19 protein-coding genes and 1 tRNA gene are annotated in these 17,319 nt (G+C 70.3%); 11 read left to right on the top strand and 9 right to left on the bottom strand.

Going from position 1 to position 17,319, the window contains the following annotated elements:
* Positions 1 to 36: 36 nt before the first annotated feature.
* On the bottom strand, positions 37 to 486 hold the full coding sequence (locus AB0C38_RS00405) for a MarR family transcriptional regulator (RefSeq protein WP_360664184.1): 450 nt from the start codon (positions 484 to 486) through the stop codon (positions 37 to 39).
* Between the two features lie 156 nt (positions 487 to 642).
* On the opposite strand from AB0C38_RS00405, the gene AB0C38_RS00400 reads away from it, so the two are divergent.
* The gene (locus tag AB0C38_RS00400; protein ID WP_360664181.1) at positions 643 to 1,605 is read left to right on the top strand and encodes an alpha/beta hydrolase; all 963 of its coding nucleotides are present in this window, start codon (positions 643 to 645) and stop codon (positions 1,603 to 1,605) included.
* A gap of 160 nt (positions 1,606 to 1,765) precedes the next feature.
* Positions 1,766 to 2,971 carry an alpha/beta hydrolase-fold protein gene (locus tag AB0C38_RS00395; RefSeq protein ID WP_360664178.1) on the top strand — a complete coding sequence of 402 codons (1,206 nt, stop codon included), beginning with the start codon at positions 1,766 to 1,768 and terminating at the stop codon, positions 2,969 to 2,971.
* A gap of 206 nt (positions 2,972 to 3,177) precedes the next feature.
* Here the strand turns inward: AB0C38_RS00395 and AB0C38_RS00390 are convergent, their stop codons facing one another.
* The gene (locus AB0C38_RS00390) at positions 3,178 to 3,846 is read right to left on the bottom strand and encodes a hypothetical protein (protein WP_360664175.1); all 669 of its coding nucleotides are present in this window, start codon (positions 3,844 to 3,846) and stop codon (positions 3,178 to 3,180) included.
* A gap of 424 nt (positions 3,847 to 4,270) precedes the next feature.
* Between AB0C38_RS00390 and AB0C38_RS00385 the strand changes: the two genes are divergently transcribed.
* Positions 4,271 to 4,906 carry a DUF4383 domain-containing protein gene (locus tag AB0C38_RS00385; RefSeq protein WP_360664172.1) on the top strand — a complete coding sequence of 212 codons (636 nt, stop codon included), beginning with the start codon at positions 4,271 to 4,273 and terminating at the stop codon, positions 4,904 to 4,906.
* A gap of 18 nt (positions 4,907 to 4,924) precedes the next feature.
* Here AB0C38_RS00385 and AB0C38_RS00380 read toward each other — a convergent pair whose 3' ends face one another.
* Together AB0C38_RS00380 and AB0C38_RS00375 are read right to left on the bottom strand one after the other, a co-directional pair.
* The gene (locus AB0C38_RS00380) at positions 4,925 to 5,911 is read right to left on the bottom strand and encodes an SCO0930 family lipoprotein (protein ID WP_360664169.1); all 987 of its coding nucleotides are present in this window, start codon (positions 5,909 to 5,911) and stop codon (positions 4,925 to 4,927) included.
* Positions 5,912 to 6,047: 136 nt separating this feature from the next.
* Positions 6,048 to 7,628, bottom strand: a complete 1,581-nt coding sequence (locus tag AB0C38_RS00375) for a lyase family protein (protein ID WP_360664166.1) — start codon at positions 7,626 to 7,628, stop codon at positions 6,048 to 6,050.
* Between the two features lie 68 nt (positions 7,629 to 7,696).
* Here AB0C38_RS00375 and AB0C38_RS00370 point away from each other — a divergent pair, with 68 nt between their 5' ends.
* Positions 7,697 to 8,338, top strand: a complete 642-nt coding sequence (locus AB0C38_RS00370; protein ID WP_360664163.1) for a TMEM175 family protein — start codon at positions 7,697 to 7,699, stop codon at positions 8,336 to 8,338.
* Positions 8,339 to 8,342: 4 nt separating this feature from the next.
* Here the strand turns inward: AB0C38_RS00370 and AB0C38_RS00365 are convergent, their stop codons facing one another.
* On the bottom strand, positions 8,343 to 8,885 hold the full coding sequence (locus tag AB0C38_RS00365) for a DinB family protein (RefSeq protein ID WP_360664160.1): 543 nt from the start codon (positions 8,883 to 8,885) through the stop codon (positions 8,343 to 8,345).
* A 210-nt stretch (positions 8,886 to 9,095) separates the two neighbouring features.
* Between AB0C38_RS00365 and AB0C38_RS00360 the strand changes: the two genes are divergently transcribed.
* The gene (locus tag AB0C38_RS00360; RefSeq protein ID WP_360664157.1) at positions 9,096 to 9,941 is read left to right on the top strand and encodes a hypothetical protein; all 846 of its coding nucleotides are present in this window, start codon (positions 9,096 to 9,098) and stop codon (positions 9,939 to 9,941) included.
* 106 nt (positions 9,942 to 10,047) lie between these two features.
* On the opposite strand, the gene AB0C38_RS00355 is transcribed toward AB0C38_RS00360, so the two are convergent.
* Entirely contained in the window at positions 10,048 to 10,197 is a 150-nt protein-coding gene (locus tag AB0C38_RS00355) for a zeta toxin family protein (protein ID WP_360664154.1), read from the bottom strand.
* A gap of 111 nt (positions 10,198 to 10,308) precedes the next feature.
* On the opposite strand from AB0C38_RS00355, the gene AB0C38_RS00350 reads away from it, so the two are divergent.
* Positions 10,309 to 10,384, top strand: a tRNA-Lys gene (locus AB0C38_RS00350).
* 38 nt (positions 10,385 to 10,422) lie between these two features.
* On the top strand, positions 10,423 to 10,923 hold the full coding sequence (locus AB0C38_RS00345) for a histidine phosphatase family protein (protein ID WP_360664151.1): 501 nt from the start codon (positions 10,423 to 10,425) through the stop codon (positions 10,921 to 10,923).
* A gap of 56 nt (positions 10,924 to 10,979) precedes the next feature.
* Here AB0C38_RS00345 and AB0C38_RS00340 read toward each other — a convergent pair whose 3' ends face one another.
* Entirely contained in the window at positions 10,980 to 11,693 is a 714-nt protein-coding gene (locus AB0C38_RS00340) for a trypsin-like serine protease (RefSeq protein ID WP_360664149.1), read from the bottom strand.
* A gap of 199 nt (positions 11,694 to 11,892) precedes the next feature.
* Between AB0C38_RS00340 and AB0C38_RS00335 the strand changes: the two genes are divergently transcribed.
* Positions 11,893 to 12,069 carry a glycosyltransferase family 39 protein gene (locus AB0C38_RS00335; RefSeq protein WP_360664146.1) on the top strand — a complete coding sequence of 59 codons (177 nt, stop codon included), beginning with the start codon at positions 11,893 to 11,895 and terminating at the stop codon, positions 12,067 to 12,069.
* A 208-nt stretch (positions 12,070 to 12,277) separates the two neighbouring features.
* Complete coding sequence (locus AB0C38_RS00330; protein WP_360664143.1) at positions 12,278 to 13,210, top strand: hypothetical protein; 933 nt, start codon at positions 12,278 to 12,280, stop codon at positions 13,208 to 13,210.
* A 99-nt stretch (positions 13,211 to 13,309) separates the two neighbouring features.
* Here the strand turns inward: AB0C38_RS00330 and AB0C38_RS00325 are convergent, their stop codons facing one another.
* The gene (locus tag AB0C38_RS00325; RefSeq protein WP_360667391.1) at positions 13,310 to 13,681 is read right to left on the bottom strand and encodes a hypothetical protein; all 372 of its coding nucleotides are present in this window, start codon (positions 13,679 to 13,681) and stop codon (positions 13,310 to 13,312) included.
* Positions 13,682 to 13,703: 22 nt separating this feature from the next.
* Positions 13,704 to 14,069, bottom strand: a complete 366-nt coding sequence (locus AB0C38_RS00320; RefSeq protein WP_360664140.1) for a hypothetical protein — start codon at positions 14,067 to 14,069, stop codon at positions 13,704 to 13,706.
* Between the two features lie 449 nt (positions 14,070 to 14,518).
* Here AB0C38_RS00320 and lanKC point away from each other — a divergent pair, with 449 nt between their 5' ends.
* Positions 14,519 to 17,083 (top strand): class III lanthionine synthetase LanKC, encoded by a 2,565-nt coding sequence (gene lanKC / locus AB0C38_RS00315; protein WP_360664137.1) that lies wholly within the window; start codon positions 14,519 to 14,521, stop codon positions 17,081 to 17,083.
* 37 nt (positions 17,084 to 17,120) lie between these two features.
* A complete protein-coding gene (locus AB0C38_RS00310; protein ID WP_360664135.1) occupies positions 17,121 to 17,264 on the top strand; it encodes a SapB/AmfS family lanthipeptide in 144 nt (47 codons plus the stop codon).
* The last annotated feature ends 55 nt before the right edge of the window (positions 17,265 to 17,319 follow it).

Below are 17,319 nucleotides of genomic sequence, written 5' to 3'. Positions count from 1 at the left end.
GATCACCCCTTCGCGGTCATGCTGTCACGGGCGCGGTCACGCCGGGGACAACGCCTCCCGATAGGCGTTCACGGACTCCGTCAACCGGTCGAGTTCGCCGCGCATCCGGGCGATACCGGCTTCGTCCAGGCTCATCGCCGCGCCGATCACGTCCGGGATGCCCGCGGCCTTCGCGCGCAACGCCTCGCCGGACGCGGTGAGGCTGATCCGGACCGACCGCTCGTCGTCGGCCTGCCGGGTCCGCTTGACCATGCCGGTCGTCTCGAGCCGCTTGAGCAGCGGCGACAGCGTGCCCGAGTCGAGGTTCAGCTCGGCGCCGAGCTCCTTGACCAGGCGGTCGTCGCGCTCCCAGAGCGCCAGCATGACGAGGTACTGGGGGTAGGTCAGGCCGAGGTCGTCCAGGACGACGCGGTAGAGCGACGTCACCGCGCGCGACGCCGAGTACAGGCCGAAGCAGAGCTGGTCGTCCAGTCGCAGTGATGCCATCGCGTCCTCCTTGCTCGTAACAACCCCATGGTCCTCGACGCGGCTTCGCGAGGCAACTCAAGTGCCCTTAATCTCATTGAGTCCAATTAAGTTGTGTACAACTGAGTTGCGGGCTACCTTCAGTCGTGTCAGCTTCACCGCCCCGAGGAGGACGACATGACCGCCAACCCGCACAACCTCGCCCTGGAACCGGCCGCGCAGGCGTTCGCCGAGGCCACCGACCAGCCGCCGTACCTGTTCCAGCTGCCGCCGGAGGAGGGACGCAAGGCCGTCGACGGCGTTCAGGACGGCGACGTCCCCATGGCCGCCGCCGACATCGAGGTCCTGACCGTCCCGGGTGGCCCGAACGGCGAGGTCGAGACGCGGATCGTGCGTCCCGCCGGCGTCGACGGCCCGCTGCCGGTGATCGTCTACATCCACGGCGCCGGCTGGGTGTTCGGCGACTTCCACACCCACGAGCGCCTGGTGCGCGAACTGGCGGCCGGCGTCGGCGCGGCCGTGGTCTTCCCCGAGTACAGCCGCTCGCCCGAGGCGCGCTACCCGATCGCCATCGAAGAGAACTACGCGGTGGCGAAGTGGGTCGCCGAGCACGGCGCGTCGAAGGGGCTGGACGCCTCGCGCATCGCGATCGCCGGCGACTCCGTCGGCGGGAACATGACCGCGGCGTTGACCCTGCTCGCGAAGCAGCGCGGCGACGTCACCTTCCGCCAGCAGGTGCTCTTCTACCCGGTGACCGACGCGAACTTCGACACCGAGTCGTACACGAAGTTCGCCGAGGGCTACTTCCTCGGCCGCGATGGCATGAAGTGGTTCTGGGACCAGTACACGACGGATCCCGCGCAGCGAGCGGAGATCACCGCGTCCCCGCTGCGCGCGTCGCTCGACGAGCTGGCCGGGCTGCCGCCGGCGCTGGTGATCACCGGCGAGGCGGACGTGCTCCGCGACGAAGGCGAGGCGTACGCGGCGAAGCTGCGCCAGGCCGGTGTGCCGGTCACGGCCGTGCGGTACCAGGGGGTCATCCACGACTTCGTGATGGTGAACGCGCTGCGCGAGACCCATGCTGCCGAGGCCGCGATCACCCAGGCCGTCACCGTGCTGACGCGTGCTTTCGAGCAGTGACTTTCCAGGAATAACTGAGAAAACGCTGAGTTCGCGACACGTTGCGGCCCTATGACCCAACTCACAGGGCCGCAACGTGCATGCCCGCTCAAACGTGATATATACGCGACTCCCGATCGATCCGGGCGCGCATTACTGCCCGCCCGGAAGGACCGTTCCCATGAGCATCAGCAGCATCCGGCTGGATTCGCCGGTCAACATGATCGTGGTGGTCGTGCTGACGCTGCTCGCGATCATCGCGGTCCCGTGGTTCTGGGACCGCTGGAAGCGCAAGCGGTTGTGGCGCAGCGCGACGATCTTGCTCGCGGTCGTGCTCCTCGTGGTCTCGACCGGCATGGCGGGCAACATGATCGGCGGGTTCTTCCCGACGGTCGGGTCGCTGCTCGGCACCGGCGTCTACTCCGGCCAAGGCACCGACGCGGAGGCGGCGCAGAACGGCGAAGACCTCGAGAAGCTGCGCGACACGGGGGTGGCGCACGCGCGTGAGGGCAAGGGAACGGTCGTCCACATGAAGGTGACCGGCCGGCGCACGAAGCTGACCCGCGACGTCACGGTCTACCTGCCCCCGCAGTACTTCGACGCGGCCTACAAGGAGCTGCGGTTCCCGGCGGTCGAGTGGATCCCGAACTACCCGTCCGGCCCCGAGGTCTTCGCCGTCTACGGCATGCCGCAACAGCTCGACGCGGCGATCGCCAAGCGCGCGCTGCCGCCGACGGTGGTGATCGTCCCCGACCCGACGGGCGTCCCGAAGGTCGGCCACGACACGGAATGCGTCGACGAGGTCAACGGAACGGCGAACGACACGTACCTGACGGCCGACCTGCGCGACTGGGCCCTGCAGAAGCTCGGCGTCTCGCCGAACCGCCGGGCGTGGACGATGGCGGGCTGGTCGTCCGGCGGCTACTGCGCGATGAACCTGGTGACGCGCCACCCCCAGTGGTACGGCCAGGCGGTCAGCGCGAGCGGCTACGACAAGGCCCAGGTCGACGCCGAGACGGAAGACCTGTTCCACGGCCGCCGGGACATCGACGACGCGAACAACGTCCGGGTGAACGTGCGGCTGCACCCCTCCCCGGTGGAGATCCTGGCGATTTCGGGGGACAAGGAGAGCTACGAGAGCTTCGCGATCGGCCAGATCCGCGCGGCGGCCCGGCCCCCGCTGCAGTTTTCGTCGTGGATCATCCCGGACGCGGGGCACAACATGAACACGTTCAAGTCGCAGATCCCGGACATCCTGGCGTGGATCGGCGCCCACACCCTGGCCCCGGCGCCCGCCGGGCGACAGGTCGAGACCACCGGCGGGGTGCAGCCGTGGCCCCTGCCGCGTTCCGGGGCACAAGGCGCCTTGGCGGACACGGATCAGTAGGGGAGCGCGCGGTGCCCGGCCCGCGCCGGGTGTCGCCGTCGCGCCGCCGTCCCGCGTCGCCATGCCGAGTGCCGCCGTCCCGCGTCGCCGTGCCGGGTGTCGCCGTTCGGGCCGCCTACCCGTGTCGCCGCGCTGGGTGTGGCCGTCCCGCTGTCCACCTGCGTCGCCGAAGCCTTCCCCCCAAGCCGTTCGCCGTGGCGGGCCGCTCAGCCGAGCAGGGCCGAGACCACCGCCGTCACCCGCTTCGAAGCGGTCGCGTAGTCGACCGAGGCCGGGTGCTCGCTGAGCACCGCCACGATGTACCGGCCGTCCTCGCCGAGCAGGCCCGAGGTGTGCAGCATCCGCGTCGGCCGGCAGCAGGACCAGCCCTGCTTCACCGCCCACGGCCGGTCGCCGGCGGCGTCCGGGATGCCGAAGTACTGGCGGAAACCGTCCGAACCCACCTCGGTCGCGGCGCGCAGCGCGGTCAGGATCGCGCCGGGCGCGTGCGCCAGCACGTACTGGTAGATCCGCACCACGTCCTTCGCCGTGATCCGCGTGTCACCCCACCGCCCCGGATCCGCGGGCGCGCGGGTGCCGGTCAACCCGATCTTCTTGGCCCAGCCCGTCACGATCGACGGCCCGCCGTAGGTCGACCAGAACTGGCTCGCGAGGTCGTCGTCGCTGCGGGACAGCATCCGCTGCACCTGCGACACGGGACCGCCGCGCTCGAGCACGGACAAGGCGATCAGCAGCTTCACGAGCGACGCCGACGTGTACCCGCGATCCGCGTGCACCGAGACGGTCGTCGCCCCGGCCTGCCGGTCGAACACGACGACGCTGACGTCGCCCCCGGCCACCAGCCGGTCCAGCTCGGCGGCGTCCACCTTGGACATGGGCTTGGACCCGGGCTTGGATTCAGGTTTGGGTGAGGGCGAGGGCGACGGGGTGGGCGTCGGAGTCGAGCGCGGGCTCGGGCTCGGGCTCGGCGATTCGGACATCGTTGTCACCGCTTCGGCGACGGCGACCGCTTGCGGCGCCTGAGCCACACCGTGACCGATCGTCACAGCCACCGCGCCGATCGCCCCCACGCACAGTCCCACCAGGAAGATGCCGCTCAGCTTGCGCATGATCCGGATTGCCGGAAGAGCGGCTCAGCGTTCCCCGAATCGGGTGAATTTGTGGGATAGCTCTCGGATCGGCCCGGATCCGGGAACGCACCGGTGGCCTGCGGGCAAGCACCATCGTTTCGCGCAGTGTGTTCGCGGGGTACCTGTGTGCGGTGACGATCGTCACCACACTCTGGGAAGGACTGGAGTCATGACTCACGCGAAAGGCGCACGCATCCGGGTACGCGGCCTGCAGCCGGCGCAGGTGCTGGCCGGACTGGCCGGGATCGCGTTTCTCATCGTCGGCATCATCGGGTTCACCCGGACCGGCGTCGGGAACTTCGCCGGCCACCACGACGCCGGATTCTGGCGGTTCTCCGGCAACCCGCTCATGAGCTTGGTCCGCGTCGTCACCGGCGTCGTCGGCCTGCTGCTGGCGTTCGGCTCGGGCCGCGCCCGGACGTTCGGCTGGCTGCTCTTCATCTTCTACGGCGCCCTGTTCGTGTGGGGCCTGATGATCGACGGCCTCATCTCGACCAACCCGTTCGCCAACGCCGGCAACCCGATGGACATGGGCCGCGCCGACACCTGGCTGCACCTCGGTGTCGCCGCGCTCGGTCTGCTGATCGCCGTCCTGCCGGCCCGCCGCACCATCCACGTCCCCGAGGACGAGGTGGTCGAGGAGCCGACCGTCGTCGAGCAGCGCACCGACCGCGTCACGGACACCGACCGCACGGAAACGCTTCCGGCCGAGGAGCCGCGTCGCCGTTCGTTCCTGCGCCGGGGCCACACGGAACGAGGCCCGGAAGTCGCTCGTGAAGAGCGTCCGCCGGGCCTCGCCCACTAGAAGCAATTACTGGGTGGCTCAGTAGGTGGTGCCACCCGAGCCGGAGTTGCTGGTCCCGGCGCCACTGTCAGCCGGAGCCTGGCTGGCGGCGGCGCTGGGGCCGGTGCCGATCTTGCACCCGGCCGGCTCGATGACGAACCACGTGCCGTTCACGCCGTTGCCGTTCGCGTCACCGGGCTTCGTGTCCTTCGAGAAGGTGTAGACCGGCCAGCCGCCGATGGTGACCTGCTCGGTGCCGTCGGCGCGCTTGATGCTGCCGAGGAGCTTCGAGTCGATGCCCTGCAGCTCGACCTTGCCGTTCGAGAGGACCGCCGGCCAGGTCTTGGCGCAGTCGCCGTTGCAGGCGGACGTCTTGGCCTTCTTGGTGTCCTTCTGGAACAGGTAGAGCGTCATGCCGTTCTGGTCGACGATCGCCGCACCGAGGCCGTCGATGTTGCTGGCGCTCAGCTTCACGACGCCGGCTTCGCTCGCGGCCTGCCCGGCCTTGCCGCCCTTGGCGTTGGAGGCGTACCAGGCGCCACCGACACCCTGGCCGGTCGCGTCACCGGCTTTGGCGTCCTTGGCGTAGCGGTAGAGCGCCCACCCGCCGACGGTGATCTGCTCGGTGCCGTCGGAGCGCGTCACCTTCCCGACGAGGTTCTTGTCGACCCCCTGAACCTGCACGTCCCCGGTGGCCAGCATCGGCGGCCAGGCCTTGGCGCAGTCACCGTCGCAGTTGGACTTCGGCGGCTTGGCCGTGTCCTTGTCGAAGCGGTAGAGGGTCATGCCGTTCTGGTCGGTGAGCACCTGCCCGACGTTGGCCACGTCCGCGACGACCAGTTTCGATTCGTTCGACGCGGGTGCAGCGTTGCCGACCTGCCCGTTGGCGATCTGGCCGCCACCGGTGCCGCCCGCCGCCGCAGGGGCGATGACCGGCTGAGCAGTTTCGGCACCCGAGCAAGCGGTGAGCACTGCCAGCCCGGCTGCCGCAGCGGCGACGGAGACGGCGATGCGCGTGCGAAGCATGGAAGTTCTCCTTGTGTCCGTTGGGGTTTCCCGCCGCTCGGTGCGGCTGCCTTGATACCCACTACACGGACCCCCGGCGGAGGCGGTTCAAAGAATTTTCGGCCGAAGCCTGCTCCTGGTCAGAACGCTGCGGCCGCTACTCCGAAGCGCCGCCCGGCCGCGGCTCGCCGAGGGCGCGGTCGACCAGCGACCCCGCCGCGCCGGTGTACGCGGCCGGGTCGAGGAGGGCATCCAGCGCCGCCGGGGTGAGGACCTCGGTGATCGCGGGCAGCTCGTCGAGCACGTCGCGCAGCGGCCGGTCTTCGCGCACCGCCCGCTGCGACGCCTCGCCCAGCAGCTCCTTGGCCTTCGCCTTGCCGAGCAGCGGCGCGAGCACGGCGGAGAGCCGCTCGGACACGATCAGCCCGTGCGTCGACGCCACGTTCGCCCGCATCCGCCCCGGCTGCGCGGTGAGCCCACGCGCCAGCTCGACGGCGGTGTGCGCGGCACCACCGGTCAGCCGGAGGCACTCGCGGATCAGCTGCCACTCGGCGTGCCAGACCCCGGCCGAGCGCTCGTCCTCGGTCAGCATCGACTGCGTGACGCCCGCGGCCAGCACCGGCACCTGCAGCGCGGCCGAACGGATCAGCGTCGCGAGCACCGGGTTCCGCTTGTGCGGCATCGCCGTCGAGCCGCCCCGCCCCTCAGCCGCCGGTTCGACGACCTCGCCGAGCTCGGTCCGGGTAAGCGTCGCGACGTCGACGGCCACCTTCCCCAGCGCCCCCGCGGCGAACGCGAGCGCGCTCGCGAGGTCCACGACCGGCGTCCGCAGCGAATGCCACGGCAGCACCGGCGCGGCCAGCCCGGTCTCCTCGGCGAACGCGGCGGTCAGGCGTTCCGCGTAGTCGACGCCGGCCGCGTCCGCGCCGGGGTGTCCGGCCGCGGTTCCGCCGGGGTGTCCGCCCGCGGCTGCCCCGGGGTGTCCGGCCCTGGCGGCAGCGTCGGCGAGATCCTGGCCCCCGCCCCCGCCCCCGCCCCCGCCCCCGCCCTCCCGCTCGCCGGCGCCGGCCTGCCCGGGCTGCCCGGGCAACGCGTCGTCGGCCAAGCGCGCGTACTCGAGGTACGCCGCCAGCGTCCCGGCCGCGCCGCCCAGTGAGACCGGCAGCCCGCCGTCCAGCACCCGCCGGACCCGGACTGCCGCGTCCAGCACCAGCTGCCGCCAGCCCGCGGCCTTGAGCCCGAACGTCGTCGGCACCGCGTGCGCCGTCAGCGTCCGGCCGGGCATCGTCGTGTCCCGGTGCTCGCGCGCCAGCTCGGCCAGCGCCTCGGCCGTCGCATCGAGATCGGCCGCGAGCGGCCGTAACGTCCGGTCCGCGACCAGCATCATCGCCGTGTCGAAGATGTCCTGGCTGGTCGAGCCGCGGTGCACGTACTCGGCGGCCTCGGGCGCGATCGCGCCGACGGCCGACGTCAGTGCCTTCACCAGCCCGACGACCGGGTTCGCCGTCGCCCGCGACCCGTGCGCCAGCTCGACGACGTCGATCCGCGCACTGCCCGCGGCCGCCGTGATCGCTTCCGCGGCCCCGGCCGGCACCGTCCCGAGCCGCGCCTGCGCCCTGGCGAGCGCCGCCTCGGCGTCGAGCATGGCGCGCAACCAGGCCTCGTCTCCGGTCGACGCTTCGGCCCGCGTACCGGCCCGGACCGGGGACAGGAGTCCGGAATCGGGGGCGACGCTCATGGCCTCAGCATCGCACGCTGCCGGCCTCGGCTGCCTTCCCACAGCCGGGTCTGGCAGGCTCACCCGCCATGAGTAGCGCCAAGTCCGAAGAGGACACCGCAAGCTCCGAAGCCCGGGGCCTCGCCGCCGAGCGCCTCACCTTCTTCTCGGACGCCGTCGTCGCCATCGCGATCACGCTGCTCGCGCTCGAGCTGCCGCTGCCGGAGGGCGCCACCAGCGCCGAACTGCTGCGTTCACTCGGGCATCATCGCTCCGAATACATCTCCTTCCTGATCAGCTTCGCCGTCATCGCCGGGCACTGGCGTGCCCACCACCGCTTGTTCCACCACGTCACCACCGTGTGTGGCGGGCTCCTGCCGATCACCTTCGGCTGGCTGCTGATGATGGTGCTCATGCCCTTCGCCACGAAGGTGATCGCCGAGGACGGCGGGTTCGAGTTCCGGTTCGTTCTGTACGCGCTCGTGCAGGTCGTCGCGCTGGCGCTGTTCCTCGTGATGACCAGGCAGATCCAGCGGCAGCACCTCCACCGCGCGGACACCCCGCCGGAGCTCTTCGGCGAGTTCTACCGCGGCCTCGGCACGATGATCGCCGCCTTCGCCGTGTCGATCCCGGTCGCTTTCTTCACGCACTGGGCCTACGCGTGCTGGATCGTCATTCCGTTCGTGGGCAACCTCCTCTTCCGGCTTCGCCGTCCGGCGGCGCGAGCCTGAGCCGTTATTCGCCGGTGGCGCCGTCGATCCGTTCACGGACCAGGTCGGCCTGGCCGATGTGGCGCGCGTACTCGCCGATCATCCGCAGCATCAGCCAGCGCAGCGTGAACGGTTCGCCGGTGCTGATCCGCGTGCCTGTTTGCTCCAGGGAGCTCGCGGCAACGATCTCCCGGGAACGCCCGCATTCGGCGTGCCACAAGGAAAAAGCCTCGCCGACGTCACCGTCCAGCGCTGTGAAGTCCTGCTCCGGGTCGTCGTCCGAGTAGTACAGGTTCGGTAGGTCCTCGCCCGCGAACTGGATCCGGAACCACCAGCGTTCGACGCCGGTGAGGTGCCGCAGCAGGCCGTGCAGCGTCAGCGTCGACGGTGGTACCGAGCGCTCGGACAACCGGGCCGGGTCCAGGCCTTCGCACTTCAGCTCGAAGGTGCGCCGGTAGTAGTCGAGGCTCTCGGTCAGAGCTCGGCGCTCGTCCGCGACCGGCGTCGGGTCGGCCCGCTCGCCGGCCAAGCGGCTCGGGACGGCCACCGGGGTGGTGTGTTCGGTCATGTGCGGAGCGTGCCACGGGGGTCCGACAATTTTCGGTCCATCTGCGTGTCCGGTGACCCGGCAACGGCGGAAAACCCCAGTTCAGACACGGTTTCGCGAACCAGGTAACGAATGCCGGGGAGTGACGATCTGATCTTCGTCAGCTGCTGCGATCACCCGTCCCCACCGGTTGGAGCGGCACCCCTCGTCCGGAATCAGGAGATCACGACCATGGAGCGAACCGGTCGAAGAACCGCCGTGCTGGCCGCGCTGACCGCAGCGGCCCTCATCGCGGCCCCCGCCGTCGCGTCCGCCGCGCCGGCCCCCAGCACGATCGACGTCAGCGACACGTCGGTCCGCGCAGGCGACACGTTCACGGTCACCGAGCAGCTGTACAACCCGACGGACTTCACCGTCACCGGCGCGAAGGCGGCGATCTACACCAAGGAAAAGCCGATCAGCGAGCTGGTGGACCTGGTCTCCTGCGCCGGCACGCTCGGCTGCGACCAGTACCTCAGCAGCTACCGCGGCGGCGTCGGCGACCTCGGCGCGGGCGAAAGCCGCACCGTGACGTTCACCCTCCGCGTGAAGGAAGACGTCACCGGCGGCCAGTTCACGCTGCAGCACCAGTTCGCCGGCGACAACTACGCGTTCAGCGTCGAGGACGGCCCCGCCATCACGATCACCCCGGCGGCGAAGGCCGACGTCAAGGTCGCGCTGACCGCCACCCCGCGCGTCGGCCTGGTCGCCCGAGTCGACTACGTGATCACGGTGTCGAACAGCGGCCCGGCCACCGCGACCGGCGTCCGCGTGACGGCCAACGCCGGCTCGGGCCGCTCGGTCACGTCGGCGACGGGGTGCACCCGCTCGGGCACGACCCTGAACTGCGCGATCGGCACCCTGGCACCGGGCGCTTCGGCGACAGCGAAGTTCACGTCGGAGGGCGGCGTCTTCGCATGGGGCGCGTTCACGGCAACGGCCCAGCGCGCGGCCAGCACCCCGGCCGACCCGGCCGCGGCCAACGACACGGCATCGAAGAAGTGCACGGCTTACACCGGACTGTTCGTGCAGTGCTGACGAGCTGACGACGCGCGGGGCCCACGCCGGGCCCCGCGCGTCCGTCCGTTCAGGGCAAGGTGCGGGCCTGCTCCCAGGTCGGCGAATGCGCCGTGCCCGCGCGGCCTCAGGCAGGTACGGCGCCACGAACTCTGTCCGGATCCAGACGTGTATGCAGGTGCACGGTCGGCTGCGGCGCATCCTTGGTGACCAGCCGCGCGAGAGTGGACTTCCCGGCACCGGGCGGCCCGGTGAGGATCAGCAGCGAACCTGACATGCACGCATGACGCGAGCCCAGCCCGCCGAGAACCAGTCTTGACCTTCGGTGAGGCGCCAGCCGGACCCGGTGTGCGGGTGGGTGACGGGGTCCTGGCTAAACTTGCGGTACGGGCCGTTAGCTCAATTGGTAGAGCTGCGGACTTTTAATCCGTAGGTTCTGGGTTCGAGCCCCAGGCGGCCCACCATTCCTCGGCGCGGTCCACCGAGGCGACAGGCGGTGTACATGGACGCGACCAGGCGGCTCATCGTCCTCAGGCACGCCAAATCGGACTGGCCGGACGACGTCCCCGACCACGAACGCCCCCTCGGACCCCGTGGACTTCGGGACGCGCCCAAGCTCGGCCGCTGGCTCGGTGACCACGGCTACGTCCCCGATCGCGTCGTCTGCTCCACCGCCCGTCGCACCAGGGAAACCTGGGAGCGGGTGCGCGAGGCCCTCCCGGAGAAGCCGCCCGTCGAGTACGACGAAGATCTCTACGGTGCCGGCCTCGAAGAGTTCCTCGAAGCCGTCCGCCGGGTTCCGGCGCAGGTCACCACGCTTGCCCTCGTCGGGCACGAGCCCGGTGTCAGTGAGCTGACGCTGCAGCTCGCCGGCTACGGGGATGACACCCGGCTGGTCCGGGCCAAGTTTCCCACCGGTGCCGCGGCTGTGCTCGCCACCGCCGATACCTGGGCTGACCTCGCCACCGCGCGACTCGAAGCCTTCTTCCGCCCTCGCGATTAAACGTCCTGACGGGAAAGGGCCCGGCCGGGAAACTGCCGGGCCCTTTCCGGAGGGAATCAGACTCCCGCGACCGAGGAAATCCAGCTGCGGTATCGCGTGATGTTCGTGTACGCCGTGTTGTTCGACCGGTCGCTGGTCGATGCGACGCCGACCTGGCGTCCGGAGGCGAACATCGGGCCGCCCGAGTCGCCGCCGGCCGTGATGCCGTTGACGCGGTTCGCGCACACCGCGACGCCGCCCGCGTAGTCGCTGCAGCCGATCGAGTTCACCCGGACCGTCGCGACCTTCAGGTACCTCGACTGGCAGTTGATCTCGGAGCCGCACTGGCTGGTCGCGCCCCAGCCGTAGACCGAGACGTTCTGGCCGACCGAGACGTCGCCGACGGAGCCGAGCGGGGCGTACGTCGCGCTCACCGAGGTCGTCAGGCGGACGATCGCCAGGTCGGCGCTCGCATTCCTGGTGATCGTGGACCCGGTGGCCGTCTTGCCGCCGCTGGTCTGGTCCAGGCTGCCGATCCGGAACGTGTACGTCCCGGAGCTGCTGACGCAGTGCTTCGCGGTCAGGATGTACTGCGGCGCGATAATCGTCGCGGTGCAGTTCTGCTGGCCGTTCACGAACAGCCGGGCCGCCCAGGGGCCGCTCGAGGCGGTGCTGCCGCCGATGATCGACGGCTGGGCCTGCGGGGTGGTCTGGGCGGTCGCCGGGCCGCCGAGGCCGACGACGGCCAGTGCGGTACTCGCGGCCAGCAGCACGAACTTGCCGAATTTCACGCTCACTCCTTTTCGTGCGGAGAACCCGCACGGGAAAGCCGGTGGGGACCGAACGAGAAGAGTGTCCGAGTTTTCGGGGAATGTCCGGAACCGACGAAAGTCCGGTCGTATCCGTATTTATCTCGCCGAATGGACTACGTGCAGTTCCCGTACTGTTCCGCGCTCAACCCACGGGTGGAAGGTCACTTCAATCCGGAGCTTGAGGACTCCGGGCGCGATCGAAGACGCGCGGTGGCTGGTGTTGGCCGGTGTCTTCGTCGGACTGGGGTTCATGACGAAGATGCTCGCCGCGTGGATCGTGCTGCCCGGGCTGGCGCTGGCGTACTTCTTCGCGGCGCCCGGCTCTCGCGGACGACGTCTCGCGTGGATCGGATAGCCGGCGGGGTGACGCTCGTCGTGTCGCTGGCCTGGCCCGTCGTCGTCACCCTGTGGCCGGGCGCGAAGCCGTTCGTCGGCAGCACCACGGACGGCTCGGTCTGGCAGCTGGCCTTCGGCTACAACGGCGTGACGCGGCTGGTCGGCGGGTCGACCGGGATCGGCGGCGGCTACGGCGCCACGGTCGGCGCGGCGCGGGTCCGCTGCGGTTGTTCGACGCCGAGGTCGGCGGGCAGATCGCCTGGCTGCTCCCACTCGCGCTGGTGTCCCTGGTCGTCGCCGCCTGCCGCGCTCGTGGCGCCGCGCCGCGCACGAAGGCGGGCTGGGCGTTGTGGGGTGGCTGGCTGGTCGTCGGCGCCGCGGTCTTCTCGTTCACCGGTGGCATCTTCCACGCGTACTACACCGCCGAGCTCGCCCCGGCGATCGCGGCGCTCGCCGCGGCCGGTCTGGCCACGGCTTGGCGGTGGCGCCGCTCATCGGGAGCGGCCCGGTTCGCGTTGCCGGCCACGGCGGCGGGGACGGCGGCGCTCGCGTACGTCCTCCTCGACCGGACGCCGGACTGGCTGCGGTGGCTTCGGTTCACCGTGCTCGCGCTGGCGGTGCTCGCCGTCGTCGCGGTGCTCCTGCCGGCTCCGCGCGTCGCGGTTGTGACCGGGCTGGCCGTCGTCGTGGCCGGTCCCGCCGCCTTCGTCGTCGAGACCGCGGTGCGTCCGGTGAGCGTGCTGGAGACCGCCGATCCGGGTGCCGGGCCACCGTCGACGGATGCGGTGCGCACAGTCGTCGGCCTCAATACCGGCGCCGGTGCCGAGGCCGGGTATGTCCGGTTCATCGACGACGCGTATCGGCTCAGCGCAGGTCAGCGGGAGGTGCTCGCTTACGCGCAGGCGTCGTCCGCGGGAGTTGTCCTGGCCGTCGAGGGCGGCACGTACGGTGCGGACCCGTTCCTGCTGAACACCGACGCGCGGGTGGCGCCGCTGGGGGGTATCTCGGCTTCGATCCGGCGCCGTCCGCTGCCGACCTGCCGCGGTGGGTCGCGGCCGGGAAACTGCGGTTCGTGCTGTTGCCGGAGGTGTTCCTCGAGATCGGCCGCGGCGGCTCGCAGCAGCGGACCGCCGCCGCGGTCGGGGACGCGGGCGAGTTGACCGGGCGCATCGGCTGGGAGGCGAAGCACTGCCGTCCGGTGCCGCCCGCGCGGATCGGCCCGGACGCCGCCACCGCGGGGGTGTTGTTCGACTGCGGCGTCAGGCCGTGACCTTGACCGGGGCGGTGCGGCGGAGCCAGTACAGCCCGATGACCGGCAGCGCCAGCGGGATGAACAGGTAGCCTTCGCCGTAGACCGACCAGACGGTCGGGTGCCGGAACGCGGCCGCGTCGACCAGGCTCAGCGTGCCGATGGTCAGCACGCCCAGCAGTTCGATCGAGCAGGCCACCAGCGCCACGCGCCACCAGCCGTCGCCGCGCCGGGCCAGCGCGATCGTCGCGACGATGTACACGACCGCGGCGAACGCCGAGAGCAGGTAGGCCAGCGGTGCTTCGTGGAACTTCGTGCTGATCTGGACGCCGGCCCGCGACGTCGCGGCCAGCGCGAAGATCGCGTATACGGCGACGAGCACCCGCCCGGGGCCGGAGGCCGTCCTACGCTGTTGCTCCACTCCACACCTCGTTCAGTCGCAGCACCATCACCGGGATGGCGATGCAGGCGATGCCGAGCACCGCCGTGCTCGACCGGCTGCGTTCGGCCAGTGCCCAGGCCGCGCCGACGGGCAGCACGACCAGGCTGCCGATCAGGTAGGCGAGGTAGGTCGCCATGCTGCCTGGCCGGTCGCCGCCGGCGAGCAGCACGATCCCGATGACCAGCTGGACGACCAGCAGGACCTCGACGACCGCGATCCCGATCAGGAGCGGGTTGTCCGGGAGCCGGTTGCGGGCCGACTGGACGAAGCTCCAGAGCGCGACGAGCGTGGCCGCCACGGCGACCGTCACGGCGAATCCGAAGATCACCCGTTCCTCCTTCCGGTCCGCCGGCCGCCAACTTACTCCGTAGTACCCGGGGGTCCGTCCGTCGAGGTGCCGCGAGCGTGGCGTAGACCACCCGGAATGTTCCAAAGTGGACTCTCCGAGCCAACCAGGTGTGTTCTCACCGGGTGAATTGATCACCAGAAGGCCTTGATGGCATTCTGCCAATTCGGTGGTTTATTCCGTGTTATCCTGGTGTGGACCTGCGGGAATGTTGCAAAAAGCTTCGTGTTACACCCCGACAGGGTGGTTGGCCATCGGCCAAGAATCACGCTGGGTTCGACTACCGACTGGTAAGTGCCCTTTTTGCCTACCTCGGATAGCCCAGTTGAACCCCCGGGTTGGCGGATTCCCCCCGAGCCCTCCGGCATGGGGGAATATTCCTCGTCCCCGGAGCGGTGTTGCCCGGGGGAACACATGGAGGGGTATCTTCGATGGACCTGCGCTACGAAGCATTTTGCTTCGCCGACCCGTTGTTCTACGACGAACAACTGGAAATCGGCGCGCCGGTCGACGATTTTGCCCAGGCGCTGCCGATGCCGGTCACCGGCTGGGTCACCGCCGGCCGGGGGGTCTGGCGTGTGCTGCATCCCGAAGGTCGCGAACTCCCTGGCCAGGGCTGGAAAATCCACGTTTCCGCTGGTCTGGACAATGCCCGCCGGGTGCTCGTGCAGGTGCACGAGTACTGTATCGAGCACCGGATCTCCTTCAAGCACCTCCGCTCGTTGCTGATCCTGCTCGCCCGGAATTCGAAATATGCCCCTCGTGACGGCAGTGCCAAGCTCATCACCATTTACCCGGCCGATGAAGACGAGCTGGGGCGTGTTCTCGAAGATCTGGGTACCCGGCTCGAAGGCGAGCACGGTGCCTATATCCTGAGCGACCTGCGATACGGCGACGGGCCACTCTACGTCCGTTACGGCGGATTCGCCGAACAGTGGGTCGAACACGACGGCAACCGCGTCCTGGCGATCCGCAAGCCGGACGGCAGGCTGGTGCCGGACAAGCGGGAACCGACGTTCTCCATCCCCGACTGGGTGAAAGTTCCGGCCTGTTTGCGGAGCAGCATCGCTGCGCGTAAGGCCGGCGACCCGAGCCAGTTCCCCTACCGGGTGACGAGCTCGCTGCACTTCTCCAACGGCGGCGGCGTCTACCTCGCCGACCCGAAGGCGGGCGGCGACGAGGTCGTGCTCAAGGAGGCCCGGCCCCACGCCGGCCTGGACCGCGCCCAGATCGACGCCGTCGCCCGGCTGCGCCGCGAGCACGACGTGCTCGACGCGCTGGCCGGCATCCCCGGCGTGCCCCGTGCTTTCGAGCGCTTCACCGTCTGGGAACACCATTACCTCGCCATGGAGTACATGCCCGGCACGTCGCTCGGCAACTGGCTGGCCCGCAACTACCCGCTGACCAGGCGCGACACGACCGAAGCCGACCTCACGACGTACGCCGCTCGGGCGCTGGCCGTGCTCGCGAAGGTCGAGGAGATGGTCGAGGCGATCCATGCCCGCGGCTTCGTCTTCGGTGACCTGCACGCGCTGAACATCCTGATCGACGAAGACGACGAGAGCCGGGTTTCGCTCATCGACTTCGAGATGGCCTCCGGCATCGAGTCCGGCGAACGGCCCGCGCTCGGCGCGCCGGGCTTCCGCGCACCGGCCGACCGGACCGGCTTCGAGATCGACGAGCACGCCCTCGCGGCGCTACGGCTGTGGATCTTCCTGCCGCTGTCGGCGTTGCTGGAGCTCGCGCCGGCGAAGCTGCGGGGCATCGCCGACTTCGTCGAACGCCGGTTCGGCCTGCCCGAGGGCTACGCCGACGCCGCAGTCGCGGTGCTGGCTTCGCGTGAGAAGACCGCGGAGCCGGCACCGGTTCACACGGAGCTCGACCAGGAGAAACCGGACTGGCCGCTGGTCCGCAAGCAGATCGCCGAGGCGATCCTGGCCAGCGCGACTCCCGAGCGCCAGGACCGGCTGTTCCCCGGCGACATCGAGCAGTTCCGGGTCGGCGGCGCCTGTTTCGGTGTCGGTGCCGCGGGCGTGCTGCACGCCCTCGACGTCACCGGCGCCGGCCGGTTCCCCGAGCACGAGCGCTGGCTGATCGACTCGGTCCGCCGTGAGCCGCCGACCCGGCCCGGGTTCTACGACGGCAGTTACGGCATCGCGTACGTGCTGGAGAACCTCGGTCACCACGACGAGGCGAGCCGGCTGCTGGCGTCGTCGGCGCGGCTCGTCGAGCAGACCACCGACCACGCACTCGAGGGCGGCCTGGCCGGCATCGGCCTGACGCAGCTGCACTTCGCCGCGGCCCGGCAGGACAACGAGTTCGGCCGGCAGGCTCTGTCCACCGCCGTCCGGCTGGCCGAGGCGCTCGAAACCGCCGCGCCGCCCGGGAACTTCGCCCGCGCCGGACTGCTGTCCGGCTGGTCCGGTCCGGCGCTGCTGTTCATCCGGCTCTTCGAAGGCACCGGCGAGCCGGCCTGGCTGGCGTTCGCCGACCAGGCGCTGCGCCGTGACCTTGAAGAATGCGCGCTCGCCGACGACGCGTCACTGCAGGTCCGCGACGGTGCCACCCGCACTCTCCCGTACGCCGGCATCGGCAGCGCGGGAATCCTCGTGGTCGCCGAGCAGCTGGCACGGCACCGTCCGGACGCCGTCGCCTGCGAAAGCCTGCCCGAGCTGCGTCAGTCGTGCCGCGGCGAGTTCGTGATCCACCCCGGCCTGCTCTACGGCCGGCTCGGGCTCGCGGTCGCCCTCGGCATGGGCGCCGAACCCGAGCAGCGCGTCCGCGACGCGATCGACCTGCACCTGGCCCGGCTGGCCTGGTACGCGGTGCCGTTCCGCGGCGGGCTCGCTTTCCCCGGCAACCAGCTGCTGCGGTTGTCGATGGACGTCACCACCGGCGGCGCGGGGATCCTCCTCGCACTCGCCGCCCTCCTGGACGGCAAGGAGGTGCTGCCCTTCCTGGGCGGCACGCCGTCCCCACACACCTCCGGTCGCTAAGACCGGCGGATACGAAGAAACCGAGGAAAGGAACACCATGGAACTCGTTCTGGAGCTGCAGGCCCTGGAGACCCCCGAGGTGCTCAACGGTGGTCACGGCGGCGGGGGCGGCGCGCCGTCGAACCTGAGCCTGCTGGCCTCCTGCACCAACAGCACCATCTCGCTGCTGACCTGCCACTGACCTGGCAAGTCCGCCGGCAAGTAGTGCCTAGGTGAACGGTGCGGGAGCGGCACAG

It is taken from the genome of Amycolatopsis sp. NPDC048633, assembly GCF_040650695.1.
Classification (GTDB): Bacteria; Actinomycetota; Actinomycetes; order Mycobacteriales; family Pseudonocardiaceae; genus Amycolatopsis.
This window is presented reverse-complemented; position numbering and strand designations above follow the sequence as displayed.

Bases quoted from the DNA above. Each gene is read 5' to 3' on its own strand.
- AB0C38_RS00405 (WP_360664184.1), bottom strand. From the start codon at position 486: ATGGCATCACTGCGACTGGACGACCAGCTCTGCTTCGGCCTGTACTCG.
- AB0C38_RS00400 (WP_360664181.1), top strand. From the start codon at position 643: ATGACCGCCAACCCGCACAACCTCGCCCTGGAACCGGCCGCGCAGGCG.
- AB0C38_RS00395 (WP_360664178.1), top strand. From the start codon at position 1,766: ATGAGCATCAGCAGCATCCGGCTGGATTCGCCGGTCAACATGATCGTG.
- AB0C38_RS00390 (WP_360664175.1), bottom strand. From the start codon at position 3,846: ATGTCCAAGGTGGACGCCGCCGAGCTGGACCGGCTGGTGGCCGGGGGC.
- AB0C38_RS00385 (WP_360664172.1), top strand. From the start codon at position 4,271: ATGACTCACGCGAAAGGCGCACGCATCCGGGTACGCGGCCTGCAGCCG.
- AB0C38_RS00380 (WP_360664169.1), bottom strand. From the start codon at position 5,911: ATGCTTCGCACGCGCATCGCCGTCTCCGTCGCCGCTGCGGCAGCCGGG.
- AB0C38_RS00375 (WP_360664166.1), bottom strand. From the start codon at position 7,628: ATGAGCGTCGCCCCCGATTCCGGACTCCTGTCCCCGGTCCGGGCCGGT.
- AB0C38_RS00370 (WP_360664163.1), top strand. From the start codon at position 7,697: ATGAGTAGCGCCAAGTCCGAAGAGGACACCGCAAGCTCCGAAGCCCGG.
- AB0C38_RS00365 (WP_360664160.1), bottom strand. From the start codon at position 8,885: ATGACCGAACACACCACCCCGGTGGCCGTCCCGAGCCGCTTGGCCGGC.
- AB0C38_RS00360 (WP_360664157.1), top strand. From the start codon at position 9,096: ATGGAGCGAACCGGTCGAAGAACCGCCGTGCTGGCCGCGCTGACCGCA.
- AB0C38_RS00355 (WP_360664154.1), bottom strand. From the start codon at position 10,197: ATGTCAGGTTCGCTGCTGATCCTCACCGGGCCGCCCGGTGCCGGGAAG.
- AB0C38_RS00345 (WP_360664151.1), top strand. From the start codon at position 10,423: ATGGACGCGACCAGGCGGCTCATCGTCCTCAGGCACGCCAAATCGGAC.
- lanKC (WP_360664137.1), top strand. From the start codon at position 14,519: ATGGACCTGCGCTACGAAGCATTTTGCTTCGCCGACCCGTTGTTCTAC.
- AB0C38_RS00310 (WP_360664135.1), top strand. From the start codon at position 17,121: ATGGAACTCGTTCTGGAGCTGCAGGCCCTGGAGACCCCCGAGGTGCTC.